The following is a 26434-nucleotide window of genomic DNA, read 5'->3' as shown; positions in this document are numbered from 1 at the left end:
TGGGCGCGAGCAGCTCTTGTTTTGATAGCTGCTGGACTCAGTCCGACAGTGCCTGCAGCAGCTCCGTCTCGATCTCGATCTGGCGCGCGTTGTTCTGCAGCTCGGGGCCTTGCACCAGGAAGGTGTCTTCCACCCGCTCGCCCAGGGTGCTGACCTTGGCCAGCTGCACATTCAGGTGGTGCTGCGCCAGGATGCGCGCCACCAGGTACAGCAGGCCGGCGCGGTCGCTGGCGGAAATGGCCAGCAGCCAGCGCTGGGCTTTCTCGTCCGGCCGCAGGGTCACGCGTGGCGCCACCGGAAAACTCTTCACCCGCCGCGACACACGCTTGCGGGCCGGTTCGGGCAGCGGCCCGCCGGCCTCGATGACGCGCATCAGGTCGCTTTCGACCATGTGCGTGAGTTCCCGGTAGTGCCCGGGCTGGGAAGAGGCCACCACCTGGAACGTGTCCAGCGCGTAGCCGTTGTTGGCCGTGTGCACCCGCGCGTCCAGGATGGAAAAGCCCGCGCGGTCGAAATAGCCGCAGATGCGCGCGAACAGGTCGGCCTGGTCGGCCGCGTACACCATGACCTGCAGGCCTTCGCCGGCCAGGGACTGGCGTGCGCGCACCACGGGCTTGGCAGCGCCCACCTGGCGCGAGAGATGGCGCGTGTGCCAGGCAATGTCGGCCGCTTCGTGCCGCATGAAGTAGCTCACGTCCAGCGTGTCCCACAGGGCCTTGTGCGCCTGGTAGGGCAGGGCGCTCAAGGCCAGCAGCACCAGGGCCTCGCGCTTGCGGGCCTCGATCTCGGCGGCGGCGTCGGGGGCGCGGCCGCCCAGCGTGCGCAGTGTGGCGCGGTACAGGTCTTCCAGCAGCTTGCCCTTCCAGGCGTTCCACACCTTGGGGCTGGTGCCGCGGATGTCGGCCACCGTCAGCAGGTACAGCGCCGTGAGGTAGCGCTCGTTGCCCACGCGCCGGGCAAAGGCGCCGATCACGTCCGGGTCCGACAGGTCTTCCTTCTGCGCGATGCGGCTCATCGACAGGTGCTCGCTGACCAGGAACTCGATGAGCTGCGCGTCCTCGCGCGCCACGCCGTGCTCGCGGCAAAAGCGCCGCACTTCCTGCGCGCCGATCACCGAGTGGTCGCCGCCCCGGCCCTTGCCGATGTCGTGGAACAGCGCCGCGAGGTACAGGATCCAGGGCTTGTCCCAGCCGCCGGCCAGCTGCGAGCAGAACGGGTATTCGTGCGCGTGCTCGGCCATGAAGAAGCGGCGCACGTTGCGCAGCACCATCAGGATGTGCTGGTCCACGGTGTAGACGTGGAACAGGTCGTGCTGCATCTGCCCCACGATGCGGCGGAAGGGCCAGAGGTAGCGGCCCAGCACCGAGGTCTGGTTCATCAGCCGCATGGCGTGCGTGATGCCCGAGGGCTGCTGCACGATGCGCATGAAGTTGGCCCGGTTCACCGGGTCGCGGCGGAAGGCGCTGTCCATCACGCCGCGCGCGTTGTACAGGGCGCGCAGCGTGCGGGCCGACAGGTCCTTGAGGCCCACCGTGGTCTGGTAGAGCAGGAAGGTTTCCAGGATGGCGTGCGGCTCGCGCTGGTACAGGTCGTCGCTGGCCACCTCGATGAGCCCCGCCTTCTCGAAGAAGCGCTCGTTGAGGGGGCGCGGCTCGTGCGTGGAGGGGTTCAGCCGCTCTTCAATATTGAGCAGCAGGATCTGGCTGAGCTGCGACACGGCCTTGGCCGCCCAGTAGTAGCGGCGCATCAGCGTCTCGCTGGCGCGCATGGGCAGGCGCGCCCCGTCCGGCGAGAGCGAGCGGTAGCCAAACGATTCGGCCACGGCGGTCTGCAGATCGAACACCAGGCGGTCTTCGTGCCGGCCGGCGGCGGCGTGCAGGCGCGCACGGATCAGGCACAGCAGGGCTTCGTTGCGCTCGATCTGCTGCACCTCGAAGGCCGTTGCCATGCCGCTGGCGGCCAGTTCTTTCCAGGTGCTGCCCAGGCCCGCGGCACGGGCCACCCACAGGATCATCTGCAGGTCGCGCAGGCCGCCGGGGGATTCCTTGCAATTGGGCTCCAGCGCGTAGGGCGTGTTCTCGTACTTGGTGTGGCGCTGGCGCATCTCCAGCGTCTTGGCCACCAGGAAGGCCTGCGGGTCCATCTGCGCGCGGTATTGGCGCTGGAACTCGTCGAACAGCGCCGCGCTGCCGCACACCAGGCGGGCTTCGAGCAGTGAGGTCTGCACGGTGACGTCGCCTGCGCTCTCGGCCAGGCATTCCGCCACGGTGCGCACGCTGGAGCCGATTTCCAGGCCTGCGTCCCAGCAGCTGCCGATGAAGCCTTCGATCTGGGTGCGCAGGGCGCTGCCCGCCTGCGGCGCCGTGCCCTCGGGCAGCAGCAGCAGCACGTCGACGTCGGAGTGGGGAAAGAGCTGGTCGCGCCCGAAGCCGCCCACGGCCACCAGGGCCATGTCCTGCGGCAGTTCGGCGCGCCGCCACAGCGTCTGCAGCAAGCCGCCCGCCAGGGCGGAGAGCTTGCGCAGCAGCTGGTGGATGCCGCGGGTGGAGGCGCCGGTGGCCAGCAGGGCGGCCAGCAGGGCGGCTTTGTCGCTGCGGTAGGTGTCCCGCAGGGCATGGAGGTCAGTCATGGTCGTGGTGCGCGCAGGTAAGGGGCCATGAAAATGCCATGCAAGAGTTGTGCTGGGCTGCGCCCCCGGGGCGGTGGGGGGGCGGGCCGGACCCCGGTCAGGTGGCCGTGGCCTTCACGAAAGCCGGCAGCGGCGGCGAACCGGCGGACAGGGTCATGACCTCGTACCCCGTCGGGGTGACGAGCACCGTGTGCTCCCACTGGGCCGAGAGGCTGTGGTCCTTGGTCACGATGGTCCAGCCATCGTTGCCGAATTCCTTCACCTCGCGGCGGCCGGCGTTGATCATGGGCTCGATGGTGAACACCATGCCGGGCTGGAGCTCTTCCAGCGTGCCGGGGCGGCCGTAGTGCAGCACCTGCGGCTCTTCATGGAACTTGCGGCCAATGCCGTGGCCGCAGAACTCGCGCACGATGGAGAAGCCGTGGCCTTCGGCGAACTTCTGGATGGCATGGCCGATGTCGCCCAGGCGGGCGCCGGGCTTGACCTGCAGGATGCCGTGCCACATGGCCTCGAAGGTGATGGTGGACAGCCGCTTGGCGGCAATGGAGCATTCGCCGATCAGGTACATGCGGCTGTTGTCGCCGTACCACCCATCCTTGGTGATGACGGTGACGTCCACGTTGACGATGTCGCCCTTCTTGAGCGGCTTGTCGTTGGGGATGCCGTGGCACACCACGTGGTTGACCGAGGTGCACAGCGAAGCCGGGTAGGGCGGGTAGCCGGGCGGCTGGTAGCCCACGGTGGCGGACACGGTGCCCTGCCGGGCCATGCATTCCGCGCCCAGGCGGTCGATTTCCTTGGTCGTGATGCCGGGCTTGATATGCGGTGCGATGTAGTCCAGCACTTCGGAGGCCAGGCGGCAGGCAACGCGCATGCCTTCGATGTCCTCGGCGCTTTTGATGTTGATGCTCATGCCCCAATTATCCCATCGGGCCTGCAAGCGCGCAGGGGCGGCCGGACAGCCCGGTAAAATGCGGGGTTGCCCCCGCAGTGGCCCCCCGGGCCTTTTCCGCGGTGCGGCGCATCCACGTACCCCTCACTCCCAACAGGCCGCTACCGTGACCTTGCACATCACCACGCTGGCGGGCGGCAACGCCCTCAGCGCCTTCCGCGCACAGCAACTTCAACCCGCCCTGGAGGCGATCCACCCCAAGATCAGCGGCATTGCAGCGCGTTTCGTGCACCTGGTTGCCACCGATGCGGCGCCCGCCCCGGCCGAGCAGGAGCGGCTGGCCGCGCTGCTGACCTATGGCGACCCCTACCAGGGGCCTGCCGACGGCGCGGCGCTGGTCGTCACGCCCCGCCTGGGCACGCTCTCGCCGTGGGCGTCCAAGGCCACGGACATCGCCCGCAACTGCGGCCTGGCCATCCGCCGGGTGGAGCGCATCACCGAATACCGCGTCAGCCTCAAGAGCGGCCTGCTGGGCAAGGCGCCCGAGCTCACCGCCGAGCAGCTGGCCCAGGTGGCCGCCCTGCTGCACGACCGCATGACCGAATCCGTGGTGGCGGACCGCGCGGCCGCGGCAGCCCTGTTCACCGAACTGCAGCCCGCGCCCATGGAGCACGTGAACGTGCTGGGCGGCGGCCGCCAGGCGCTGGAAGAGGCCAACGCCCGCTTCGGCTTGGCGCTGGCCGACGACGAGATCGACTACCTGGTCAACGCCTTCACGGGCCTGGCGCGCAACCCCACGGACGTGGAGCTGATGATGTTCGCGCAGGCCAACAGCGAGCACTGCCGCCACAAGATCTTCAACGCCCAGTTCACCATCGACGGCGTAGCGCAGGACAAGAGCCTGTTCGGCATGATCCGCAACACCCACCAGCTGGCGCCCCAGCACACGGTGGTGGCGTATTCCGACAACGCCTCCATCATGGAAGGCCATGCGGTCGAGCGGTTTGTGGCAAAAATGGCCTCTAGCCCAGATGTGGCAATCGCTAGCAGCTATCAAAAAAGTAGCGCTATCCACCACGTGCTGATGAAGGTGGAAACGCACAACCACCCCACGGCCATCTCGCCGTTCCCCGGCGCCTCCACCGGCGCGGGCGGCGAGATCCGCGACGAAGGCGCCACCGGCCGGGGCTCCAAGCCCAAGGCGGGCCTCACGGGCTTTACCGTGTCCAAGCTCTGGGGCAGCAGCGTGGGCAAGCCCGAGCACATCGCCAGCCCGCTGCAGATCATGGTCGAAGGGCCGCTGGGCGGCGCCGCTTTCAACAACGAGTTCGGCCGCCCCAATCTGAACGGCTATTTCCGCGAATACGAGCAGAACGTGGGCGGCGTGCAGCGCGGCTACCACAAGCCCATCATGATCGCCGGCGGCGTGGGCATCATCGACGCCGAGCTGACCAAGAAGATCGAATTCCCCGCCGGCTCGTTGCTGATCCAGCTGGGCGGCCCGGGCATGCGCATCGGCATGGGCGGCAGCGCCGCCAGCTCCATGGCTACTGGCACCAACGCCGCCGAGCTGGACTTTGACTCCGTGCAGCGCGGCAACCCCGAGATCGAGCGCCGTGCGCAGGAGGTCATCAACCACTGCTGGGCGCAGGGCAGCAACAACCCCATCCTCGCCATCCACGACGTGGGCGCGGGCGGCCTGTCCAACGCCTTCCCCGAGCTGACGAACGATGCGGGCCGGGGCGCACGCTTTGACCTGCGCGCCGTGCCGCTGGAAGAGTCGGGCATGAGCCCGAAGGAAATCTGGAGCAATGAAAGCCAGGAGCGCTACGTGCTGGCCATTGCGCCCGGTTCGCTGCCCTTGTTCCAGGCCTTCTGCGAGCGCGAGCGCTGCCCCTTCGCCGTGATCGGCACGGCCACCGAGCAGCGCCAGCTGGTGCTGGAAGACACCGCCGTGGTGGCGGGCGACCAGAAGCTGCCCGTGGACATGCCCATGGACGTGCTGCTGGGCAAGCCGCCCAAGATGCATCGTGATGTGAAGACCGTGGTGCGCGAATTCGCGCCGATGGACCTCACAGGCGTGCCCCTGCAAAAGGCCGTGATCGATGTGCTGGCCCACCCCACCGTGGCTTCCAAGCGCTTCCTCATCACCATCGGCGACCGCACCGTGGGCGGCCTCTCCCACCGAGACCAGATGGTCGGCCCCTGGCAGGTGCCGGTGGCCGATTGCGCCGTGACGCTGGCCGATTACAAGGGCTTTGCCGGCGAGGCCATGAGCATGGGCGAGCGCACGCCGCTGGCCGCCATCAACGCGCCGGCCTCGGGCCGCATGGCCGTGGCCGAGGCCATCACCAACCTGCTGGCCGCGCCCATCGAGCTGCCGCGTGTGAAGCTGTCGGCCAACTGGATGGCCGCCTGCGGTGAACCCGGTGAAGACGCTGCGCTCTACGAGACCGTGAAGGCCGTGGGCATGGAGCTGTGCCCCGCCCTGGGGATCAGCATCCCGGTCGGCAAGGATTCGCTGTCGATGCGCACGCAATGGTCCGAAGGCGGCGACAAGAAGAAAGTCACCTCGCCCGTCAGCCTGATCGTGAGTGCGTTTGCCTCGCTCGCCGATGTGCGCGGCACGCTCACGCCCCAGCTGGACGCCACCGAGGACGACACCACCTTGGTGCTGATCGACCTGGGCAAGGGCCAGAACCGCATGGGCGGCAGCATCCTGGGCCAGACGCTGGAGCAAAGCGGCGATGTGGTGCCCGACGTGGACGACCCGAAAGACCTGGTCAACCTGGTCAACGCCGTGAACGCGCTGCGTGCGCAGGGCCGCATCCTGGCCTACCACGACCGCAGCGACGGCGGCCTGCTGGCGGCGGCGGCCGAGATGGCCTTTGCCGGCCATGTGGGCGTGGCGCTGAACGTGGACATGCTGGTGACCGAAGGCGACGGCGTGAGCGACAGCCGCATGGACACCGGCGACGCCAAGAACTGGGCGCAGCAGGTGAGCGCCCGCCGCGAAGAGCTCACGCTCAAGGCCCTGTTCAACGAAGAACTGGGCGTGCTGCTGCAGGTGCGCACGGCCGAGCGCAACGACGTGATGCAGGTGCTGCGCGAGCATGGCCTGTCCAGGTTCAGCCACTTCGTGGGCAAGACGCGGCCCCAGTCGTCCACCATCGACGCGGGCAAGGGCGAGCTGCAAGTCTGGCGCGACGCCAAGGCCGTGTTCAGCGCCCAGCTCTCTGACCTGCACCAGGTGTGGGACGCCGTGAGCTGGAAGATCTGCCAGCAGCGCGACAACCCCGCCAATGCCGACGCTGAGCACGCCGCAGCGGGCGAGGCCGCCGACCCCGGCCTGCACGTGCACCTCACGTTCGATGCCGCCGACAACGTGGCGGCGCCGTACCTGAATCTCGCCAAACCCAAGGTGGCCATCCTGCGCGAGCAGGGCGTGAACTCGCACATCGAAATGGCCTACGCCTTCACCGAGGCAGGCTTCGAAGCCTTCGACGTGCACATGACCGACCTGCAGACCGGCCGCGTCAAGCTGGAGGACTTCAAGGGCGTGGTGGCCTGCGGCGGCTTCAGCTACGGCGACACGCTGGGCGCAGGTATCGGCTGGGCGCGCTCCATCACGTTCAACCCCGTGCTGTCCGCGCAGTTCCAGGGCTTCTTCGGCCGCGCGGACACGTTTGGCCTGGGCGTGTGCAACGGCTGCCAGATGTTTGCCGAGCTGGCCGACATCATCCCCGGCGCGCAGGACTGGCCGCGTTTCACCACCAACCAGAGCGAGCGCTTCGAGGCCCGCCTGTCGCTGGTGGAAGTGCTGGAATCCCCCAGCCTGTTCCTGCAGGGCATGGCGGGCAGCCGCCTGCCGATTGCCGTGGCGCACGGCGAGGGCTATGCCAACTTCAAGTACCGCGGCAACGCCGCCAAGGCCGTTGCCGCCATGCGCTACGTGGACCACCACGGCCGCGCCACCGAGCAGTACCCGTTCAACCCCAACGGCAGCGCCGGCGGCCTCACCGCCGTGACCACGGCGGACGGCCGCTTCACGGCCATGATGCCGCACCCCGAGCGCGTGTTCCGCAACGTGCAGATGAGCTGGACCAGCGAGGACAAGTCGCAGTTCAGCGGCTGGATGCGCATCTGGCGCAATGCGCGCAAGTGGGTGGATTAATTGGGGCATCCCCCTGAGCGGTTGCGCCGCTCGGTGCTGGTCGCCAGAGGCGACAGCTCTTCGGGCTGTCCAAGCCTGCGCAGGCAGGCTCGGAGCCGCAGCCCTCAGCCCCTTCTCTCGAATGGCTTCGCTATTCGGGAAGGGGGACGCAGCCAGCGCGGCGGGGCGGCCCTTGCGCGGCTGCCCTGGCGCTAGGGCGGCGCGCTTCTGACGGACAGTGGGCGGTGGTTCTGTTTCAACGGGGCTTCGGCCCCGTTTTTCATGCGGTGTTGTCTGGCGCGGGCCTGTCTTGGCGCGTTGCTATAGTCGGCGCTTTTCATTGATTCCCAAGGACTCCCCATGGCCGCTGGCAGCTTGCTTGCCCTGCTCGACGACATTGCCACCATCCTGGATGACGTGGCCCTGATGACCAAGGTGGCGGCCAAGAAGAGCGCGGCCATGGCGGACGATGTGTCCGTGATGACCAAGGTGGCCGCGCAGAAGACGGCGGGCGTGCTGGGGGACGATCTGGCGCTCAATGCCCAGCAGGTCACGGGCGTGCGGGCCGAACGCGAGATCCCGGTGGTGTGGGCCGTGGCCAAGGGGTCGCTGATCAACAAGGTCATCCTGGTGCCGCTGGCGCTGTTGATCAGCGCGTTTGCCCCCTGGGCCGTCACGCCCTTGCTGATGGTGGGGGGCGCCTTCCTGTGCTTTGAAGGCTTTGAGAAGGTGATGCACAAGGTGCTGCACGCCGCGCACGAGGATGCCGCCGAGCACGAGAGCCACGCCAAGGCCAATGCCAACCCGGCCGTGGACCTGGTGGCGTTTGAAAAGGAAAAGATCAAGGGGGCCGTGCGCACCGACTTCGTGCTGTCGGCCGAGATCATTGCCATCACGCTGGGCACGGTGGCCACGGCGCCGTTCCTGCAGCAGCTCACGGTGCTGGCGGGCATTGCCGTGATCATGACGGTGGGCGTCTACGGCCTGGTGGCTGGCATCGTCAAGCTCGACGACCTGGGCGTGTGGCTGCGTGGCAAGGGCAGCCAGGCGGCGCAGGCCATGGGGGCGGGCATCCTGCGCGCGGCACCCTGGCTCATGAAGGGCCTGTCCGTGGCGGGCACGGCCGCCATGTTCCTGGTGGGCGGCGGGATCCTGGTGCATGGCGTCCCCGTGCTGCACCATGCAGTGGAGGGCGCCGGCGCGGAGGCGGCGGCCTGGCCGGCCGGGCCGGTGTGGCATGTGCTGGTGCCCAATCTGCTCAATGCCGTGGTGGGTGTCCTGGCGGGCGCCCTGGTGCTGGCGGCTGTTGTGCTCGTGCAACGCCTGCGGGGCAAGGCCGCGGCTTCCTGATGGGTATTTGTGACGGCGGTGCGCAGACCTTGAGGTAAGGCAAGGTCGGAGGGGTGATGGCGCAGTCCAATGCATGCACGGGGGTCGTCCCCGTCCAACCGATGCGAAATCACCATGAAAAAAACTCTGCTGGCTGTAGCCGCTCTGTGTGTTCTGTCTTCTGGCGCTGCGATGGCGCAACAAGCAGAAGGTCCCTGGATGGTCCGCGCCCGCGCTGTGAACCTGGACAGCGCCAACAAGGACAGCACGGGCCTGGGTCTGACGATCAATGACAAGACCATCCCCGAAGTCGACATCACCTACTTCTTCAACAAGAACATCGCTGCCGAGCTGATCCTGACGGTGCCCCAGAAGCACACGCTGCGCGCTGGCGGCACGGCCATCGGTTCCCTCAAGCACCTGCCCCCGACCCTCACGGTGCAGTACCACTTTGACATGGGCGGCTTCAAGCCCTACGTCGGTGCCGGCCTGAACTACACCCGCTTCTCCAGCGTGAACCTGCCCGCTGGCGTGGACATCGACCGCAACAGCTTCGGCCCCGCTCTGCAAGTTGGCGTGGACATTCCCCTGTCCAAGAACCTGTACCTGAACTTCGACGTGAAGAAGGTCTACATCAAGACCGACGTGAGCGCTGCTGGCGTCAAGGCCGGCACCTTCAAGGTGGACCCCGTTCTGGTGGGCGTGGGTCTGGGCTGGCGCTTCTAATTCGCGTGCCGGGGCCGGGTGGGCCCCTGCATTCGCGGATAGCAAGAGTTCTTCCAAGGGGAAAAAGGCTGGCGCCTGCGCCAGCCTTTTTTTTGTGGGCGGACGCTTAGAACGTGTCGACGATCTCCCAGGGGCGCACAGCGGTCTTTGCGGGATGGGATGCAAGGCGCGGTGCGCCGTGGATAGCTCGGCTATCCACAAGCGCCGCAACGCCGCAGACCGCCCGCAAAGGCCACTGCCCGAAGGGTTGGAGCGAAATCGGGCGATTGGACGCCCCGGCTGCTTGCATGGGCACGAGCCCATGCGGCGCAACCGAAGCATCCACTCATCCCGATTGCGCTCCAACGCGATCCCCTGCGAGATCGTCAACACGTTCTTAGGGCCGACACTGGGCATTGGCCTACAAGCGGGCACGGGGCAAATCCCGCACAATGGCCGCGGTGGCACGGCGTGCCGCTGGCGCCGTTGATCTCCGATGACCACCCCGCCGCTTGACACGGCGCTTGACCACCCATGCTCCTGCCTCGCTATACCGACATCACGCACGGGCTTGCCCGGCGGCCCGCACACATCTCCCCCAAGTACTTCTACGACCAGCGGGGCTCCGAACTGTTCGAGGCCATCACCCGCTTGCCCGAGTACTACCCCACCCGCACCGAAACCGCGCTCATGCGCCAGCATGCGCAGGCCATTGCGCGCGCCGTGGGGCCGGGGCGCGTCCTGGTGGAGCTGGGCGCGGGCAACTGCCAGAAGGCCCGGGCGCTGTGCGCGCTGATCCGGCCGGCCTGCTTCGTGGGGGTGGACATCTCCGACGACTTCCTGGAAGAGGCCGTGGCCGGGCTGCGCGCGGCGCTTCCCGGCCTGGATGCGCGTGCGCTGGCCGGGGACCTGACCCAGGGCGTGGACCTGCCCCGCGACATTCCGCGCGCCGGGCGCCTGATCTTCTACCCCGGGTCGTCCATCGGCAATTTCGACCCGCCCCAGGCGGTGGAACTGCTCACCCACATGCGCGAGCTGGTCGATGCGGACGGCGGCCTGCTGATCGGCATCGACCTGCCCAAGGACGTCGCCGTGCTGGAAGCCGCCTACGACGACGCGGCCGGGGTGACCGCCGAGTTCAACCGCAACATGCTGCGGCACATCAACCGGCTCATCGGCAGCGATTTCGACACGGACCAGTGGCTGCACCGTGCGTTCTTCAATGCCCGGGATTCGCGCATCGAGATGCACCTGGAAGCCCGCGAAGACCTGCAGGTGCGCTGGTCCGGGGGCGGGCGCTTCTTTGAGCGGGGCGAGCGCATCCACACCGAAAACAGCTACAAATACCCCTTGCCCGTGTTCACCGGCATGCTGGCCCGCGCCGGGTTCTCGCAGGCGCAGGCGTGGACCGACGAGCGCGGCTGGTTTGCCGTGGTCCATGCCCGCCCGTGAGCCGCCGCTACCCATGACCGAGACCGATCTGCCCTCCCGCTACGCCGCCGTGCGCGGCCGCTCGCTTGCCCTGGTCCAGCCCTTGTCGGCGGAGGACTGCTGCGCCCAGTCCATGCCCGACGCGAGCCCGGCCAAATGGCACCTGGCGCACACCACCTGGTTTTTTGAAACCTTCGTGCTTGAAGCCCACGAGCCCGGCTTTGTGCCGTTTGCGCCCGCTTTTCGCGTGCTGTTCAACTCGTACTACAACGGCGTGGGGGCCAAGCACCCGCGCCCGCAACGGGGCCTGCTCACGCGGCCCGGGCTGCAGGAGGTGCTGGCCTACCGGGCCGACGTGGACGCCCGCATGGCGCGCCTGACGCCCCGCGTGGCCCGCGACGCCAGCCTGTGCGCGCTGGTCGAGCTGGGCCTGCAGCACGAGCAGCAGCACCAGGAGCTGCTGCTCACCGACGTGCTGCACCTGCTGTCGTGCAACCCGCTGCTGCCGGCCTATGCCGCAAGCCCGGAGGCGCCGCAGGTGCCGTCCGCCCCGGGTGCGCTGGAATGGACCGCGTGGGACGGCGGGTTGGTCGACACCGGCCATGCCGGCGAGGGGTTTGCCTTTGACAACGAAGGCCCGCGCCACCGGGTGTACCTGCAGCCTTACGCGCTGGCCTCCCGCCTGGTCACCCAGGCCGAGTACCGGGCGTTCGTGGAAGCAGGGGGCTACCAGGACCCCGCCCATTGGCTCGCGGAGGGCTGGGACTGGCGCACGGCCCAGGGGCTGGAGCACCCCTTGTACTGGCAGCGCGGGCCGGGCGCGGCGTGGCAGGTGTTCACGCTGGGCGGGGCGCAGCCCCTGCAGGCCGAGCGGCCCGTGGTGCACTTGTCGTACTACGAGGCCGATGCCTATGCCCGCTGGGCGGGCGCACGGCTGCCCACCGAGGCCGAATGGGAGCACGCAGCGGCCCGCAGCGGCCCTGCGGGCGGGGCGCTGCACCAGCTCTTTGGCGCGGCCTGGCAATGGACGCAGTCCAGCTACGCCCCGTACCCGGGGTTCCGCCCGGCCGCCGGTGCCGTGGGCGAGTACAACGGCAAGTTCATGGTCAACCAGTACGTGCTGCGCGGCAGCTCGTGCGCCACGCCGCCGGGGCATGCGCGCGCCACCTACCGCAACTTCTTCCCGGCCACGGCGCGGTGGCAGTTCACGGGCATCCGGCTGGCGCGCGATGTCTGAATTGCTATTGTTTTAATAGCTGCTTGCGCTTTGTGGGAGCGCGCTAGAGGCAAAAAAAGACTTCAAACCCCGTAGCGCGCCCAGGGTGGTTCAGCGGCTCACACCTTCTCCAGCGCCTGCGCCAGGTCGGCCCGCAGGTCGTCGATGTGCTCGATGCCCACGGACAGGCGTACCATGCTCTCGCTCACGCCGGCCTTGGCCAGTTCCTCGGGGTTGAGCTGGCGGTGCGTGGTGGAGGCGGGGTGCGTGGCCAGCGACTTGGCATCGCCGATGTTCACCAGGCGCGTGAAGAGCTGCAGCGCATCCAGGAAGCGCGCCCCGGCCGCGCGCGGGTCGGCGTCGCTGCCCTTGAGGCCGAAGCTCAGGATGCCCGAGGCGCGGCCGCCCAGCTGGCGCTGCACGATGGCGTGGTCGGGGTGGTCCGGCAGGCCGGCGTAGCGCACCCATTCCACCTTGGGATGGCTTTGCAGGTATTGCGCCAGCGCCAGCGTGTTGTCGCAGATGCGGTCCATGCGCAGGGCCAGCGTCTCGATGCCTTGCAGGATCAGGAAGGCGTTGAGCGGGGCCAGCGTGGCGCCCATGTTGCGCAGCGGCACCACGCGCGCGCGGCCGATGAACGCGGCGGGGCCCAGGGCTTCGGTGTAGACCACGCCGTGGTAGCTCACGTCGGGCTCGTTCAGTCGCGGGAAGCGCGCCTTGTGCTCCGCCCACGGGAACTTGCCGCTGTCCACGATCGCGCCGCCCACGCTGTTGCCGTGGCCGCCCAGGTACTTGGTGAGCGAGTGCACCACGATGTCGGCACCGTGCTCGATGGGGCGCAGCAGGTAGGGGCTGGGCACCGTGTTGTCCACGATCAGCGGCACGCCGTGGTCGTGCGCCACCTTGGCAATGGCCGCGATGTCGGTCACGTTGCCCAGCGGGTTGCCGATGGATTCGACAAAGATCGCCTTGGTGCGCGCGTCGATGTGCTGCGCAAAGCTGGCCGGGTCGCGCGGGTCGGCAAAGCGGGTGGTGATGCCCTGCTGCGGCAGCGTGTGGGCAAACAGGTTGTACGTGCCGCCATAGAGCGTGCTGGCCGACACGATGTTGTCGCCCGCTTCGGCAATGGTCTGGATGGCGTAGGTGATGGCAGCCATGCCCGAGGCCACGGCCAGCGCGGCAATGCCGCCTTCCAGCGCCGCGACGCGCTTTTCCAGCACGTCGGTCGTGGGGTTCATGATGCGGGTGTAGATGTTGCCCGGCACCTTCAGGTCGAACAGGTCCGCGCCGTGCTGGGCGCTGTCGAAGGCATAGGCCACTGTCTGGTAGATGGGCACGGCCACCGCCTTGGTGGTGGGGTCGGGGCTGTAGCCAGCGTGGACGGCCAGGGTCTCGATCTTCATGGTGCAAGGGTCCTTCTCAGGTTGAATGGAGGGTGCGGCGGATGCCGCAGCGGGGCCATTCTTGCACCGGATGGCGGCGGGGCCATCCAATCCTTCGTGATGAGCTTATGCGGCGGCTGCAGCCGCGGCCTGCACCAGGGGCGCTGCGCGGCGGGCGCCGGGCTCGGCCCAGGTGTGCTCGGCCAGCCGCGCGGCGTCGGGGATGTGGATGTCGCGCTTGTCCATGCGGATCAGGCCGGCGTCTTCCAGCTCGTGCAGCACGCGCGAAAAGTACTCGGGCGTGAGCGACAGGCGCGAGGCAATGGTGGCCTTGCTCACCGGCAGCGTGATGCTCTGGCCCCCGGGGCCGTGCCGCTGCCCGTGGCCCGCGCAGGCCAGCGCCATGGCGGCGGCGTCGCTCGCGCCCTCGGGCAGCTCGTGCAGCAGGTAGCTGATGACGCGCTGCATGCCGCTGTGCAGCGTGTAGGTCTGCACGTCATGCACCAGGCCGTGCAGCCGGCGCGAGATGCCCGCCAGCATGCGCATGGCAAAGCGTGGGTCGGCCTGGATCTCGCGCTCCACGGTGGCCTTGTCCACGCTCAGCAGCAGGGTGTCGGCCAGCGCCTGCGCGTTGATGATGTAGGGCTTGCCGGTGAACATCAGGGCTTCGGCAAAGCTCATGCCGGGGCCCACCAGCTCGATCACCTTCTCCTGCCCGGCGGGCGAGAGGGCAAACAGCTTGACCTGGCCCAGCACGGTGACGTGGAACTCCTCGCACGGCGTGCCCACGCGGAAGATGCTGTCTCCGCGCGCGAACCGCCGCAGCCGGCAGCCGGTGGCCAGGCGCCCCAGTTCCTCGGGGGTGGATTCCTGGAACAGCGGCAGGGCCGAGAGGTAGCGGGGAATGTCGAACTGCCGAATGTCCATGGCGCAGGCTCGCGGGTGGGTGAAGGAATGCGCCATTAAACAGGAATGTTGCATGCATCTTCATGACCTCGGTCAATAAACGTCCTGTGCTGACTTTGCATTCCTACTGCCGGGTGATCTGGCTGTACACGGCGGCCAGCCGCTGCGCCAAGTCGCGCGGGCGGTGCACCAGGGCATAGCCTTGCTGGCCGAAGAGGTAGGGCAGGTAGTCGTGGCCCGCGTCGTCAATGGTGACGGCAAACGGCGTGAGGCCCTGAGCGCGCGCCTCCTGCACGGCGTGGCGCGTGTCTTCCAGCCCGTAGCGGCCCTCGTACACGTCCAGGTCGTTGGGCTTGCCGTCGGTCAGCAGCAGCAGCAGGCGCTGGCGCTCGGGCCGCGCGGCCAGGCGTGCCGTGGCGTGGCGGATGGCGGCGCCCATGCGCGTGTAGTAGCCGGGCTTGATGGCGCCCACCCGGGCCCGGGCGGTGGCCGTCCAGGCTTCGCCAAAGCCCTTGAGGTGCTGGATGCGCACGTTCTGGCGTCGCACGGAGCTGAAGCCCAGCATCTCGAAGGTGTCGCCGCCCGCGGCCAGCGCCTCGCCAAACACATACAGCGCATCGCGGATCACGTCCACCACGCGCATGGGCTGGCCCGTGCCGGCCACGTGCGCGTCGGTGGAGAGCGACAGGTCCGCCAGCAGCAGGGTGGCCAGGCTGCGCTCGGCCCGCACGCGCCGCTGCCACACGGCGGGCGATTCGCTGCGCCAGGCGGCCGCGTCGGCGGCATGGCGCACCCAGGCGTCCAGGTCCAGTTCATCGCCGTCCGCCTGGGCGTGCGCGCGCAAGGGGGCTGCGCGCAGCACTTCCAGGCGGCGGCGCACCTGGCGCACGGTGGTGCGCAACTGCGCGCCGGGCGTGAACGGTGCCGCGTCGCGCGCCACGCGGCATTGCACGGCGCAGTGCGCGGGGCGCAGCACGCCGGCCTTCCAGTCCCACTCGGGCAGGTGCTGGCCGGGGCCCAGGGCCACGTCGTCGGCCGCAGCGCTGGGCAGGTCCAGGTCGAAGCGCACGCGCGCCGCCAGGCGGCTGGCATTGCCCGGGTCGTCGGCGATGGCGAGCACGTCCATGTCGCGCGCGGCCTCCAGCGCGTTGCCGTCGTCGCTGTCGTCGTCGGCGCGCTGCACCTTGGTGAACTCGCCCCAGGAGAGGATGGATTCGGCGCGGAAGAACAGCATCAGCGGCGCGGCGTGGCGCTCGTCGCGCACGCGCTCGGCCTTGCGGCGCGTGCGGTCTTCCGGCGCAGGCGTTGCCGCAGCGTCGGGCGCGGCCTGCGGTGCGGGCGGTTGCGCCTTGCGCACGGCAGGGGACTCGCCCGCCGTGCCGTCGCCGCCGTCGAGCCACAGCCACACGGGCGCCACGGCGGCGGGGCCGAGCCCTGCGGGCCAGAGCGGGCCCGATGGCAAGAGGTCTTCCAGCGCACCCCGCAAGGCGCGCTGCACCCAGCCCTCGGCCTCGGCGGCGGGCCCGCGCAGCGTGGCGAGCGCAGGCCGCAGCGCCAGCTGGGCCTGGCGGAGCTGCGCGTAGGGGCCGGCCAGGCCCGGAAAGGTGGCGAGCGTCGCGCGTGCGGCGGCCAGGTTGTGCCCCAGCCAGCCGCTGCCCTGCGGCGGGTTCGCAGTGCCCCACTGCGAGGCCAGGGCGGCGAGCCAGAGGTAGAGCGATCGATTCAGCGCCTTGTCTGCAAACACCGCCACCGAGGGCGGCAGGGCCAGCAGGTCGCTGTGCAGCTCCGGCAGGGCCGCACGGGTGCCGCTGCCGGCCACGCGCTGCGCCCAGCCGCGCGGGCCGCCGTGGCTGCGGGCGGCGGCGGGGCCGATGCGCATGCCCGCCGGGCCGCCGCCGCAGCGCAGCAGCAGGCCCAGCGGCTTGCGCATTTCATCGAGCGACACCGCAGCAGCGGCGTGGCCGGGCTCGGCCCAGCGGGTGACGAGGCGGTGCCATTGCTGGCCGATCCACTCTTCCATGTCAGTGCTCCGCGGCGTGGGCCGCATGGGGTGCCGCAGGTGCGGCGCAGGGGGGCACGCCCGTGTTGCGGGAAGCTCCGGAGGGCGATGGCGCGGCCTTGGGCTCGGCCAGCGCCACGCCGAGCCGGGTCTGCAGCGACTCGCGCAGGGCATCGATGCCGATGCTCCACTGCAGCAGGGGCTCGCGCTGCTGCGCGGCCTGGGATGCCTCGCAGGACTGCACGCACAGCCCGCATTGGACGCACGAGAACTTGCGCCGCTTGAACTGGCGCGGCGGCAGGTGCATGGGGCAGGCGCGGTCGCAGGCATTGCCGTGCGGCGCATCGCAGCTGCGGCAGTGGGCGGGGATGGCCGGTTCCAGCCCTGTGGCAGTAGGCTGGGTGCGCGTTGCAGCCTGGCGCCCGGCATCGCGCGCAAAGCCCACCACCCGGCCGCGCGGGTTGGCCATCCACACCAGGCTCTGGAACAGGCCCACGGCGCAGCCGAAGCGGCAAAACAGGTGCCGTGCCAACAGGAATTCGGCGCTGAAGACCACGGTGCCCGCCACGAGGAACCGCAGCTGCCCCGGGGTAGAGGTGCCCGTGACCAGCCGGCCCCATACATCGGCCGGCGGCAGCAGGTAGGTGAGCAGGGTGAGGGCCCACACAAAGCCCATCAGCACCGAGAGCAGCACGAATACCGGCCACCAGCGGCGCCGGGGGCTAAGGCCCTGGCGCGGCGTGGGCTTGCGGTCCCACAGCGACAGGCGGCCGCAGGCCTTTTGCAGCACGTGGTTGAGCAGCTCCACCAGCGAGAAATGCGGGCACAGCCAGCCGCAGTACAGGCGCCCATAGCGCCACGCCACGGCCAGGAAGCCGCCCACCAGGGCCAGGGCCGGCAGCAGCGCCCGCAAAAAGAGCCGCAGGGCCATGTCGCCGGGGCCGATCAGCCCCTGGCGGAAGTCGTCGATGCCCAGGGTCCAGCGCTGGCCCAGCACCCAGAGCTGGACCTCGGTGACATCAAAGCGCAGCAGGTTCAGCGCTGGCGCCAGCAGGAACAGCGCGAAGAATGCGATCTGGAACGTGCGGCGCTGGCGTTGCATGGGGCGCGGGCATGAAGCGGCGACGGGGTGCTCAGCCGATGAGGGCCTGCACCACCTCGCACAGCGCCGCGGCGGTATCGGCGTCGTCCGTGAGCGCATCCACGATGGCGGCGCGGCAGGCGGCCGGCAGCGGCACGCCGGAGACGGCCAGCCGCGCGGCCATCACCAGCAGCCGGGTGCTGGCGGTTTCTTCCAGGTCCTGGTCTGTCAGCTGGCGCAGGGCGGTGCCCAGGCGCACCAGCGTGGCGGCCAGGTGGGGGCTGGCGCCCGCCTCGGTGCGCAGGATGGCTTCCTCGACCGCCGGGGCAGGGTAGCCCAGCGTCAGCGCGATAAAGCGCTGGCGGGTGCTGGGCTTCAGGCTCTTGAGCAGGCTCTGGTAGCCCGGGTTGTACGAGATCACCAGCATGAACTCGGGCGGCGCCACGAGCTGTTCGCCGGTGCGCTCGATGGGCAGCACGCGCCGGTCGTCGGCCAGCGGGTGCAGCACCACGGTGGTGTCCTTGCGGGCTTCCACCACCTCGTCCAGGTAACAGATGGCGCCCTGGCGCACGGCGCGCGCCAGCGGCCCGTCGGCCCACAGGGTGCCCTGTGTGCCCAGCAGGTGCCGGCCCACCAGGTCGGCGGCGGCCAAGTCGTCATGGCAGCTCACCGTGATGAGCGGCCGCCCCAGGCGGGCGGCCATGTGCTCGACAAAGCGCGTCTTGCCGCAGCCCGTGGGGCCCTTGATGAGCAGCGGCAGGCGCTGGCGCCAGGCATGCTCGAACAGCGCGGCCTCGCCGCCCTGTTCGGCATAGAAGGGCAGGGCGGCGGCGGCGATGCGGTGCAGTTCGCTGTGGTCCATGGCGGTCTCCGCGGCGCGGCCTCAGGCAGCGCGCAGGGTGCGGCGGTTGCCGCTGCCGCTGGTGCCGGTGCCCGTGCGGGCTTCTTCGGTCACGGGGTCGCCGCCGATGAAGAAGCTGGTGAAGTACAGCAGCTGGCCCAGCAGGAAGGTCACGCCACCGCCAATGCGCACCCAGTAGAAGACGGTGAGCTGGTCCTGCGTGGCCATGAAACTCATGGCGTTCGTTTCAGGAATGCGCTGCAGCCACACCTGCAGGATGCCTGCGCCGGTGAGCGCCAGCACCATCACAGCCATGCCGATGCTCATGATCCAGAAGCTCCACATCTCGGCGGCCTGGGCCTTTGTGCTGTTGGCGATGCGGCCGCGCAGCGTGGGCATGGCATAGCTGATGAGCGTGATGACCACGAGCACATAGGCGCCGTAGAAGGCCAGGTGGCCGTGCGCGGCGGTGACCTGCGAGCCGTGGGTGTAGTAGTTCACGGCGCTCAGCGTGTGGATGAAGCCCCACAGCCCAGCACCCAGGAAGCCCAGCACGGCGGTGCCCACGGCCCACAGTACGGCGGCCTGGTTGGGGTGGTCGCGGCGGCGGCGCTGCACCATGTTGAAGGCGAACACCGTCATCATGAAGAAGGGAATGGGCTCCATGGCGCTGAAGATGCTGCCGATCCAGTGCCAGTAGCCGGGCAGGCCGATGAAGTAGAAGTGGTGGCCCGTGCCCAGGATGCCGGTCATCAGCGCAAAGGCGATGATCACGTACAGCCACTTGTCGATCACCTCACGGTCCACGCCCGTGGTCTTGACCAGCACGTAGGCCAGCAGCGAGCCCAGGATCAGCTCCCACACGCCTTCCACCCACAGGTGCACCACGAACCACCAGTACATCTTGTCGCGCACCAGGTTGTGCGGGTTCACAAAGCTGAACAGGAACATCAGCGCCAGGCCCCACAGGCCCATCAGCAGCACCAGCGAGATGGAGGTCTTGCGGCCCTTGAGCACCGTCATGCTGATGTTGTAGAGAAAGCCCAGCGCCACGATCACGATGCCGACCTTGGTCGGCAGCGGCTGCTCCAGGAACTCGCGGCCCATGGTCTGCAGCAGGTCGTTGCCCGTCAATTCAGCGAGCTTGGCGTAGGGCACCGTGAGGTAGCCCACGATGGTGAGCGCGCCCGCCACGAGGAAGACCCAGAACAGCACCTTGGCCAAGAGCGGCGAGTGCAGCTCGGTCTCGGACTCCTCGGGCACCATGTAGTAGGCCGCGCCCATGAAGCCGAACAGCAGCCACACGATGAGCAGGTTGGTGTGCACCATCCGCGCCACGTTGAACGGGATGTAGGGGAAGAACAGGTCGCCGATCACGTACTGCAGGCCCAGCGTGATGCCGAAGATGATCTGCCCGGCAAACAGCGCCATGGCTGCGATGAAATAGAGCTTCGAGACCGATTGGCTCTGGTACTTGAGTGTTGGAATGTGCATGGTGTCGGTCCCTCTTCAGCCTTCGATGTTGGGTGGCCACTTCTCGGTGTTGATCTCGCCCGTCCACTTGAGGAACTCCACGAGGTCATCGAGCTGCTGGTCGGTGAGGTTGAACTGCGGCATCTGGCGGCGGTGGGGCGCGCCGGTGGGCTGCGCCTTGATCCACGCCTTGATGAAGTCCGGGCCGCGGCGCTGGACCACGTTGCCCAGCTCGGGCGCGAAGTACGCGCCTTCGCCCAGCAGGGTGTGGCAGCCGATGCAGTTGCGCGTCTCCCAGATCTTCTTGCCCGCCACCACGGCCGGGGTGATGGCCTGGGCGTTGGAGCGCTCCGGAATGCGGCGCTCGCTGTCAAACACAATGGCGGCAAACAGCAGGGCGAAGAACACCGTGCCCCCGTAGAACATGTTGCGGGCCATCTGCTTGGTGAACCCGCTGTGTGATTGGCTCATTCGAAGCCCTCCTTGAAATGGACGGCTATATCCTCCCAATTTGCTCGGCTTTTTTCCTTGAACCGGTTCAAGGAATGCGCCGCTGCCCCCGGTTTTGCTGTGCGGGGATTTCAAGAAAAAACGGCCTCCAGCGCTTGTGCAGCAAGCGCAAGCAGCTATTGATTTGATAGTTGCGGTGCAGGCGCTGGCTGACTGGCTAGCGCGGCCACAGGGTTGCCGCCAGCACCAGCAGCACCACGGCGGCCAGCCAGCCCAGCAGCAGGCGGCGCCACAGCGCCGGGGCGTGGCGCAGCTCCATGTAGTCCAGCACGATGAGGCAGCCCTTGCCGGCGGACAGGGCCATCACCACCACTGCCGCGCCGGCGCCCAGGCCTTGCGCGCCGGCGTGTTCGCCCAGCCAGGTGGTGAGGGCGGTGGCGGCCAGCAGGGCCAGCCAGATGGCGTTGGTGCGGTGGAGCAAGCGTTTCATCCGGGGCCTCATCGCAGCACATAGACCAGCGGGAACAGCACCATCCACAGCAGGTCCACCATGTGCCAGAACACGGCGCCCGTCTCCAGTGCGTGGCACTGCTGCGGCCCGTAGGCGCCGCGCCGCGTGGGCGCCCACAGCACGGCAAAGATGATGCAGCCCACGGCGGCGTGCAGGAAGTGAAAGCCCGTGAGCATCACGTACAGCAGGTAGAACGTGTTCTCGGCCACGTCGATGCCCTCGCGCCACTTGTGCGCGTACTCCAGGCTCTTGAACACCAGAAAGCCGCAGCCGCACGCCAGCGCGCCCAGCAGCCAGCGCGCCCCCTGGCGCGAGCGGCCCGCCCGCAAGGCGTGCACGCTGCGCGCCGCGCACCAGCTGGCGGAAACGAGCAGCACGGTGTTGGTGGCGCCGGTGGACAGGTCCAGCGTGGCCTGGCCCGCCGCGAACAGCCCGGGTTCGCGCAGGCGTGCAAAGGCAAAGGCGGCAAACAGAATGCCGAAGGTGAGCAGCTCGGCCAGCACCAGCAGCCACACCACCAGGTCGCCCACCAGGCGCGGCGGTGCGGCCGTGGCCGAGTCGGGGAATATTGCCGCGTCGCTCAATGCGAAGTCCCTTCCGAGCGCGTGATCTTGTTCCACACGTTGTACTTGCCCACGGGCTTGCTCATGGGCAGGCGCTTGACTTCCTTGAACGTGGCGGCGTCGTACACGATGAGGGCGCCCTGCATCTCCCACACGCTGGCCAGCGCCAGGCGGCCGTCGCGGGTGAACTCGATGTGCGCCAGGGTCTTGCCCGGCTCGCGCACGGTGGCCACGGGTTGCAGCGTGGCCTTGTCGATGATGGTGAGCGTGTCCTTGGCCGTGGCGCTCATCATCGAATCCGTCCAGGCGTAGGGCGTGTTTTCATGGCTGCGCATGAAGAAGCCCGGCCCCGGCGTGGGGATGCTGGCCACGGGCTTCCAGGTGGTCATGTCGATCACGTCGATGCTGCCGCCCTGCAGGTTCGGCGAGCCCAGCACGGTGGTGCCCTGCCAGGCAAAGGTGATGCCGGAGCCGAGGTGGGGCATGCCGGCAATCGGCAGGTCGGCGATCTTGCGGCGCACGTCCAGGTTCACCACCTGGGCGGTGGCGGGTGCGGGGGCTCCCTTGCTGTCCGGGGCTGCCGTCTTGGGGCGCGTGGCGCCCAGCACGTGGCGGTAGCTCTGGTCGAAGAAGAAGTCGTCCAGCGGCTCCTCCAGCGGCGTGCGGCGCACGCCCAGGTAGCCCGGCTTGGCAATGGCCTCGCCCATCTTGTAGTCGTGCACCAGCCCATCGTGGATGGGGGCGGCGGCTGGGTCGTACGAGATCTCCCAGAGCTCCGGAATGTCCTTGAGCGCCACCACAAAGCTCTTGCGCGGCGCGGCGTCGTACACCGCCGACACGCGCGAGCTGAGCTTGCCGTCCAGCGTGCGTGCGTCATACGTGCGCACCAGCTGCAGGTCGCTGTCGAACAGGGCCAGCGTGTGCGGCAGGTAGTTGGCGGCCATCACCCAGCGCCCGTCGCCGCTCACGGCCACGTTGCGCATGTTGAGGCCTGCGCGCACCTCGGCCACCACGCGCAGGCGGTACAGGTCGTACTTGGTGATCCAGCCGTCGCGCGAGCCGAAGTACACATACCGGCCGTCCGGCGAGAACTTGGGCCCGCCGTGCAGCGCAAACCGGCTGGCAAAGCGGGTGATGACTTCCAGACGGTCGCCGTCGAGCAGGCTCACATGGTGGTCGCCGCCTTCCACCACCACGAACAGGTTCATCGGGTCGGCCTGCCACAGCGGCGTGGCCGGCTCGCCATCCGGTGCGGGGTGGAACTCGCGCGAGGCGCGGATGTCCGCCTCCGTCCAGCGCGGCGTGGGCACGACAGGGGTGCGTACAAAGGCGCCCAGCGCCTGGATCTCGGCGGGCGAGAGCGTGCCGGCAAAGGCGGGCATCTGCGTGGCCGTGCGGCCCTGGCCGATGACGCGCAGCGCCTCGGCGGCGGGCAGCCGCGCCAGGCTTTCGGGCAGCAGGGCCGGGCCCATGCCGCCCGTGCGCTGCGCGCCGTGGCAGCTGGCGCAGTGGGTGGCAAAGAGGCCGGCGGCGTCGATGGCGGCGTTGGCAGGGGTGCCCGGGCCAGCTTGCTGCGCCAGGGCCAGGTCCCAGCCCATCCAGCACAGGCCCGCGACCAGGGCCGCGCGGCCCGCACCGGCCAGCCAGGCGCGCCAGCGGCGCGGGGGCATTGCGGGGGTGTCAGGCATGGGCTTGCTCCCGGATGGGGATGGTGATGCGCTGGCGCGGGCTGTGCGGCGCGCTGCTGGCGGCGGTTGGTGCGCCGATCTCTTCGTCTTCCAGGTAGCAGCCCGGGTCCTCGGCCCAGGGGTTGCCGGTGAGCTGCTGGGCGCGCACCCGGGTGTTGCCGCCGCACAGCGCCAGGTAGCGGCACTGTGCGCAGCGGCCCTGCACCGGCCGGGGCTGCTGCTTGAGCCCGGCCATCAGCGGGTCCGACTTGTCGCTCCAGATGGCCGAGAAGGGCCGCTCGCGCACGTCGCCCAGCGTGTGGTGCCACCACATGGTGTCCGGGTGCACCAGGCCCAGGTTGTCGATGTTGGCAACGTTCAGGCCGCTGGCGTTGCCGCCCCACGCCGTCAGGCGCTGCGCCAGCGCGGGTGCCCACTGCGGCAGGTGCGCCTGCACCCACTGCAGCAGGAAGGGGCCGTCGGCATCGTTGTTGCCCGTTACGTACTCCTCGGCCAGGCCCGCTTGCGCGGCCTCCCAGGCGTGCTCGAACAGCAGCGTGAGCGCCGCGCGCGTGGCCTGGAACTGCGCGTCCTTGCCGCGGTGGATGTTGCCGCGCCCGGCGTAGTTGAGGTGCGAGAAGTAGAACTTGTCGATGCGCTCCTCGCGCATCAGCGCCAGCAGGGCGGGCAGATCGTGCGCGTTCATCGCCGTCATGGTGAAGCGCATGCCCACCTTCACGCCGCGGTCGCGCAGCAGCTTCAGTGCGTTCAGGCTGAGGTCAAACGCGCCTTGCATGCGCCGGAAGCGGTCGTGGGTGTCGCGCAGGCCGTCCAGGCTGATGCCCACGTAGTCGAACCCCATGGCCGCAATGCGGTCGGCCAGGGGCGCGTCGATCAGCGTGCCGTTGGTGGACAGGCCGGTGTAGAAGCCCATGTCCCGCGCCCGCGCGGCGATGTCGAAGAGGTCCGGCCGCATCAGCGGCTCGCCGCCGGAGAGGATGAGCACCGGCACGCCGTAGGCGCGCAGGTCGCGCATCACCGCAAACACCTCTTCGCGCGTCAGCTCGCCCGCGTAGTCGTGGTCGGCCGAGAGGGCGTAGCAGTGTTTGCAGGTGAGGTTGCAGCGCCGGATCAGGTTCCAGATCACGACGGGGCCCTGCGGGCCTTTCTGCGGGCGACTGCGCACCGCCGGGTAGGCGCCGGCCGCCTCGGCGGCGGCGATTTCGCGCAGGTATTGGCTAATCCTGAACATCGTTAGTGCCTTTCAAGCGCAGGCCGGTTTTTTTGAGGATGGCTGTGGAGTAGAGGATGTCGTGCGCGCGGCACGCCGGGCCCAGCAATGCGGCCACCACATCCGCCTGGCGCTGCACTTCATCGCGCGAGCGGCCGTGCAGCATGGCGAACAGGTTGTAGGGCCACTCGGGCAGGTGCCGTGTGCGGCGGTAGCAGTGGCTCACGCCCGTGAGCTGGGCCACCTGGCGGGCCAGCGCATCCACCTGGTCGTCCGCCACGTCCCACACGCTCATGCCGTTGGCGGTGAAGCCCAGGCGGTAGTGGTTGGGCACGGCGCCAATGCGGCGCACCAGGCCCTCGTCCAGCATGGCCGCGAGCCGCGTGCGCACGCGCTCGCCGTCCACCCCCAGCATGGCGCCCACGGCTTCGTACGGGCGCGCCACCAGGGGCAGGCCGCTTTGCACGGCAGCGATGAGGGCGCGGTCAAAGGCGTCCAGGGCCATGGCGGTCTCCTTCGGCGGGCAGCAGCGGCAGGCGCAGCTCCACGCGGTATTCGTGCTCCTTGGGAAACTGGAACACCGGCAGGCCCGTGGCCTGCTCGATGCGCTGCGCGGCGCGGGCCACGCCCTCGGCCGACTCGGCAGCCAGCACGAACCACATGTTCAGCTGCGGGTGGTCGCGGCGGTAGTTGTGGGCCACCTCGGGCAGGGCGTTCACCAGGGTTGCCACGTCGTCAAAACGCTCGGGCGGTACCGCCAGTGCGGCCAGCATGAACTGGCCGCCGGCGCGCTCGATCTGGAACAGCGGCCCGAAGCGGGTGAGCACGCCGCTGGCGAGCAGCTGGTGCAGGCTTTCGATGACCTGGTCCTCGCTCCAGCCCAGGGCCTGCCCCACGGCGGCAAAGGGCCGGTCCACCAGCGGAAAGCCGCCGTGCAGGTAGTCCACCAGTTGCAGCTGGTCGTGTCTAAGCATGGGGGGCCTCCTGCGCGGCGGGGGCGGCGGCAAAGCGGCGCGGGCCGCGCTGTGTGAAGCGGCGCAGCGAGAACAGCACCTCGCGCCGGTGGTGGGCAATGCCGGCGCGCTGCGCGGCCTGCTGCACCAGGGCCAGCACTTCGCCGCGCTCCTGCCCGTGCACCATGCAGTACAGGTTGTAGCCCCACTGCGCCGCGCGGGCGCGGCGGTAGGCCAGGGTCACGCCGGGCTGGCAGGCCAGCCGCGCGCCGCAGGCGTCCACTTCGTCGTCCGGCACGTCGAACACGGTCATGGCGTTGGCGGTGTAGCCCACCTCGTGGTGGCGCACCACCATGCCGAAGCGGCTCAGGGTGCCCTGGGCCAGCCAGCGCGACAGGGCGTCCAGCACGTGTTCCGTGCGCCAGCCGAGCGCCTCGGCCCAGGCATCAAAGGGCCGCGACACCAGTGGCAGGCCCTGCTCCGCCAGGGCCGCCAGGCCCGCTTCGTGCGGGGCCACGGGCAGCGCCGCGCCGCGGGTGGTGCCGCCGGCCGCGGCGCTGCGCTGCGCCAGGTCAAACGACAGGTCGATGCGGTAGGGCTGCAGCATGGGCATGCGCAGCACCGCCAGGCCCGTGTCCTGCTCGATCTGCGCCAGCAGCTGTTCCAGCGCGGCCGGCGTGGCGGCGGTGGCCACGAACCAGAGGTTCAGTGCGTTCTCGCGTTCGTAGTTGTGGCTCACGCCCGGGTGGCGCGAGACGGCGGCGGCCACGGCCTCCAGCCGATCGCGCGGCACCGCCATGGCCGCCAGCAGGCCGGCACCGCCCGCGCCGGGCGCAAACACGCCGCCGATGCGGCCGAGCACACCGGCCGCCTGCAGGCGCTGGCAGGCCACGATCACGTCGCCCGCCGGGCGCCCTAGTGCCTGGCCCAGCACGTCGAACGGCGCGGGGCACAGCGGAAAGCCGCGCTGCCAGGTGTTGAGCAGGGGCAGGTCGTTTGCGGGGCTCGTCGTCAGCGCCATG

21 protein-coding genes are annotated in these 26434 nt (G+C 69.3%); 5 read left to right on the top strand and 16 right to left on the bottom strand.

The features are described 5' to 3' along the window. Positions 1–37: 37 nt before the first annotated feature. Together ACOYR3_RS14895 and map are read right to left on the bottom strand one after the other, a co-directional pair. Positions 38–2629, bottom strand: a complete 2592-nt coding sequence (locus tag ACOYR3_RS14895) for a [protein-PII] uridylyltransferase (RefSeq protein WP_422843138.1) — start codon at positions 2627–2629, stop codon at positions 38–40. 97 nt (positions 2630–2726) lie between these two features. Further along, positions 2727–3542, bottom strand: coding sequence for a type I methionyl aminopeptidase (gene map / locus ACOYR3_RS14890; protein ID WP_422843137.1), 816 nt, complete (start codon positions 3540–3542; stop codon positions 2727–2729). A 145-nt stretch (positions 3543–3687) separates the two neighbouring features. Between map and purL the strand changes: the two genes are divergently transcribed. The 5 genes from purL to egtB all read left to right on the top strand — a co-directional run bounded on the left by purL (position 3688) and on the right by egtB (position 12376). Beyond that, positions 3688–7695 (top strand): phosphoribosylformylglycinamidine synthase, encoded by a 4008-nt coding sequence (gene purL, locus ACOYR3_RS14885; protein WP_422843136.1) that lies wholly within the window; start codon positions 3688–3690, stop codon positions 7693–7695. A gap of 339 nt (positions 7696–8034) precedes the next feature. Beyond that, positions 8035–9024 carry a DUF808 domain-containing protein gene (locus ACOYR3_RS14880; protein ID WP_422843135.1) on the top strand — a complete coding sequence of 330 codons (990 nt, stop codon included), beginning with the start codon at positions 8035–8037 and terminating at the stop codon, positions 9022–9024. A gap of 114 nt (positions 9025–9138) precedes the next feature. Beyond that, on the top strand, positions 9139–9729 hold the full coding sequence (locus ACOYR3_RS14875) for an OmpW/AlkL family protein (protein WP_422843134.1): 591 nt from the start codon (positions 9139–9141) through the stop codon (positions 9727–9729). Between the two features lie 513 nt (positions 9730–10242). Continuing rightward, positions 10243–11160 carry an L-histidine N(alpha)-methyltransferase gene (egtD, locus tag ACOYR3_RS14870; RefSeq protein WP_422843133.1) on the top strand — a complete coding sequence of 306 codons (918 nt, stop codon included), beginning with the start codon at positions 10243–10245 and terminating at the stop codon, positions 11158–11160. 13 nt (positions 11161–11173) lie between these two features. After that, the gene (egtB, locus tag ACOYR3_RS14865; RefSeq protein ID WP_422843132.1) at positions 11174–12376 is read left to right on the top strand and encodes an ergothioneine biosynthesis protein EgtB; all 1203 of its coding nucleotides are present in this window, start codon (positions 11174–11176) and stop codon (positions 12374–12376) included. A gap of 98 nt (positions 12377–12474) precedes the next feature. Here the strand turns inward: egtB and ACOYR3_RS14860 are convergent, their stop codons facing one another. From ACOYR3_RS14860 to ACOYR3_RS14795, 14 genes are all read right to left on the bottom strand, one after another. Further along, positions 12475–13758, bottom strand: coding sequence for an O-acetylhomoserine aminocarboxypropyltransferase/cysteine synthase family protein (locus tag ACOYR3_RS14860; protein ID WP_422843131.1), 1284 nt, complete (start codon positions 13756–13758; stop codon positions 12475–12477). Positions 13759–13863: 105 nt separating this feature from the next. Further along, positions 13864–14664, bottom strand: coding sequence for a Crp/Fnr family transcriptional regulator (locus ACOYR3_RS14855; protein WP_422843130.1), 801 nt, complete (start codon positions 14662–14664; stop codon positions 13864–13866). 103 nt (positions 14665–14767) lie between these two features. Then, the gene (locus tag ACOYR3_RS14850; RefSeq protein WP_422843129.1) at positions 14768–16663 is read right to left on the bottom strand and encodes a nitric oxide reductase activation protein NorD; all 1896 of its coding nucleotides are present in this window, start codon (positions 16661–16663) and stop codon (positions 14768–14770) included. Position 16664: 1 nt separating this feature from the next. Then, positions 16665–17744, bottom strand: a complete 1080-nt coding sequence (locus ACOYR3_RS14845) for a 4Fe-4S binding protein (protein ID WP_422843128.1) — start codon at positions 17742–17744, stop codon at positions 16665–16667. Between the two features lie 31 nt (positions 17745–17775). Beyond that, positions 17776–18585: a CbbQ/NirQ/NorQ/GpvN family protein gene (locus ACOYR3_RS14840; protein ID WP_422843127.1), complete on the bottom strand. Its 810-nt coding sequence runs from the start codon at positions 18583–18585 to the stop codon at positions 17776–17778. Positions 18586–18606: 21 nt separating this feature from the next. Next, entirely contained in the window at positions 18607–20058 is a 1452-nt protein-coding gene (locus ACOYR3_RS14835; protein WP_422843126.1) for a cbb3-type cytochrome c oxidase subunit I, read from the bottom strand. A 15-nt stretch (positions 20059–20073) separates the two neighbouring features. Then, positions 20074–20508 (bottom strand): c-type cytochrome, encoded by a 435-nt coding sequence (locus ACOYR3_RS14830; RefSeq protein ID WP_291489059.1) that lies wholly within the window; start codon positions 20506–20508, stop codon positions 20074–20076. Between the two features lie 196 nt (positions 20509–20704). Continuing rightward, positions 20705–20977 (bottom strand): cytochrome C oxidase subunit IV family protein, encoded by a 273-nt coding sequence (locus ACOYR3_RS14825; protein ID WP_422843125.1) that lies wholly within the window; start codon positions 20975–20977, stop codon positions 20705–20707. An 8-nt stretch (positions 20978–20985) separates the two neighbouring features. Then, positions 20986–21582: a cytochrome c oxidase subunit 3 family protein gene (locus ACOYR3_RS14820; protein WP_422843124.1), complete on the bottom strand. Its 597-nt coding sequence runs from the start codon at positions 21580–21582 to the stop codon at positions 20986–20988. After that, positions 21579–23249: a cytochrome D1 domain-containing protein gene (locus tag ACOYR3_RS14815; protein ID WP_422843123.1), complete on the bottom strand. Its 1671-nt coding sequence runs from the start codon at positions 23247–23249 to the stop codon at positions 21579–21581. Before ACOYR3_RS14815 ends, ACOYR3_RS14820 begins: the two co-directional genes overlap by 4 nt. Continuing rightward, positions 23242–24480, bottom strand: coding sequence for a heme d1 biosynthesis radical SAM protein NirJ (gene nirJ, locus ACOYR3_RS14810; RefSeq protein WP_422843122.1), 1239 nt, complete (start codon positions 24478–24480; stop codon positions 23242–23244). Before nirJ ends, ACOYR3_RS14815 begins: the two co-directional genes overlap by 8 nt. Then, positions 24467–24964: an Lrp/AsnC family transcriptional regulator gene (locus tag ACOYR3_RS14805; protein WP_422843121.1), complete on the bottom strand. Its 498-nt coding sequence runs from the start codon at positions 24962–24964 to the stop codon at positions 24467–24469. The genes nirJ and ACOYR3_RS14805 overlap by 14 nt, the downstream gene beginning before the upstream one ends. Then, positions 24945–25433, bottom strand: a complete 489-nt coding sequence (locus tag ACOYR3_RS14800; RefSeq protein WP_422843120.1) for an Lrp/AsnC family transcriptional regulator — start codon at positions 25431–25433, stop codon at positions 24945–24947. The genes ACOYR3_RS14805 and ACOYR3_RS14800 overlap by 20 nt, the downstream gene beginning before the upstream one ends. Further along, the gene (locus tag ACOYR3_RS14795) at positions 25426–26433 is read right to left on the bottom strand and encodes an Lrp/AsnC family transcriptional regulator (protein WP_422843119.1); all 1008 of its coding nucleotides are present in this window, start codon (positions 26431–26433) and stop codon (positions 25426–25428) included. Before ACOYR3_RS14795 ends, ACOYR3_RS14800 begins: the two co-directional genes overlap by 8 nt. Position 26434 lies beyond the last annotated feature (1 nt).

The organism is Acidovorax sp. M2(2025) (assembly GCF_049330835.1).
Lineage (GTDB): Bacteria > Pseudomonadota > Gammaproteobacteria > Burkholderiales > Burkholderiaceae_C > Acidovorax.
Note: the sequence above shows the minus strand (reverse complement) of the source record. Positions and strands in the feature narration are given on the sequence as shown.

Coding starts and splice junctions, on each gene's coding strand:
- ACOYR3_RS14895 (WP_422843138.1), bottom strand. CDS start 2,629: ATGACTGACCTCCATGCCCTGCGGGACACCTACCGCAGCGACAAAGCC.
- map (WP_422843137.1), bottom strand. CDS start 3,542: ATGAGCATCAACATCAAAAGCGCCGAGGACATCGAAGGCATGCGCGTT.
- ACOYR3_RS14880 (WP_422843135.1), top strand. CDS start 8,035: ATGGCCGCTGGCAGCTTGCTTGCCCTGCTCGACGACATTGCCACCATC.
- ACOYR3_RS14875 (WP_422843134.1), top strand. CDS start 9,139: ATGAAAAAAACTCTGCTGGCTGTAGCCGCTCTGTGTGTTCTGTCTTCT.
- egtD (WP_422843133.1), top strand. CDS start 10,243: ATGCTCCTGCCTCGCTATACCGACATCACGCACGGGCTTGCCCGGCGG.
- egtB (WP_422843132.1), top strand. CDS start 11,174: ATGACCGAGACCGATCTGCCCTCCCGCTACGCCGCCGTGCGCGGCCGC.
- ACOYR3_RS14860 (WP_422843131.1), bottom strand. CDS start 13,758: ATGAAGATCGAGACCCTGGCCGTCCACGCTGGCTACAGCCCCGACCCC.
- ACOYR3_RS14855 (WP_422843130.1), bottom strand. CDS start 14,664: ATGGACATTCGGCAGTTCGACATTCCCCGCTACCTCTCGGCCCTGCCG.
- ACOYR3_RS14850 (WP_422843129.1), bottom strand. CDS start 16,663: ATGGAAGAGTGGATCGGCCAGCAATGGCACCGCCTCGTCACCCGCTGG.
- ACOYR3_RS14845 (WP_422843128.1), bottom strand. CDS start 17,744: ATGCAACGCCAGCGCCGCACGTTCCAGATCGCATTCTTCGCGCTGTTC.
- ACOYR3_RS14840 (WP_422843127.1), bottom strand. CDS start 18,585: ATGGACCACAGCGAACTGCACCGCATCGCCGCCGCCGCCCTGCCCTTC.
- ACOYR3_RS14835 (WP_422843126.1), bottom strand. CDS start 20,058: ATGCACATTCCAACACTCAAGTACCAGAGCCAATCGGTCTCGAAGCTC.
- ACOYR3_RS14830 (WP_291489059.1), bottom strand. CDS start 20,508: ATGAGCCAATCACACAGCGGGTTCACCAAGCAGATGGCCCGCAACATG.
- ACOYR3_RS14825 (WP_422843125.1), bottom strand. CDS start 20,977: ATGAAACGCTTGCTCCACCGCACCAACGCCATCTGGCTGGCCCTGCTG.
- ACOYR3_RS14815 (WP_422843123.1), bottom strand. CDS start 23,249: ATGCCTGACACCCCCGCAATGCCCCCGCGCCGCTGGCGCGCCTGGCTG.
- nirJ (WP_422843122.1), bottom strand. CDS start 24,480: ATGTTCAGGATTAGCCAATACCTGCGCGAAATCGCCGCCGCCGAGGCG.
- ACOYR3_RS14805 (WP_422843121.1), bottom strand. CDS start 24,964: ATGGCCCTGGACGCCTTTGACCGCGCCCTCATCGCTGCCGTGCAAAGC.
- ACOYR3_RS14800 (WP_422843120.1), bottom strand. CDS start 25,433: ATGCTTAGACACGACCAGCTGCAACTGGTGGACTACCTGCACGGCGGC.
- ACOYR3_RS14795 (WP_422843119.1), bottom strand. CDS start 26,433: ATGGCGCTGACGACGAGCCCCGCAAACGACCTGCCCCTGCTCAACACC.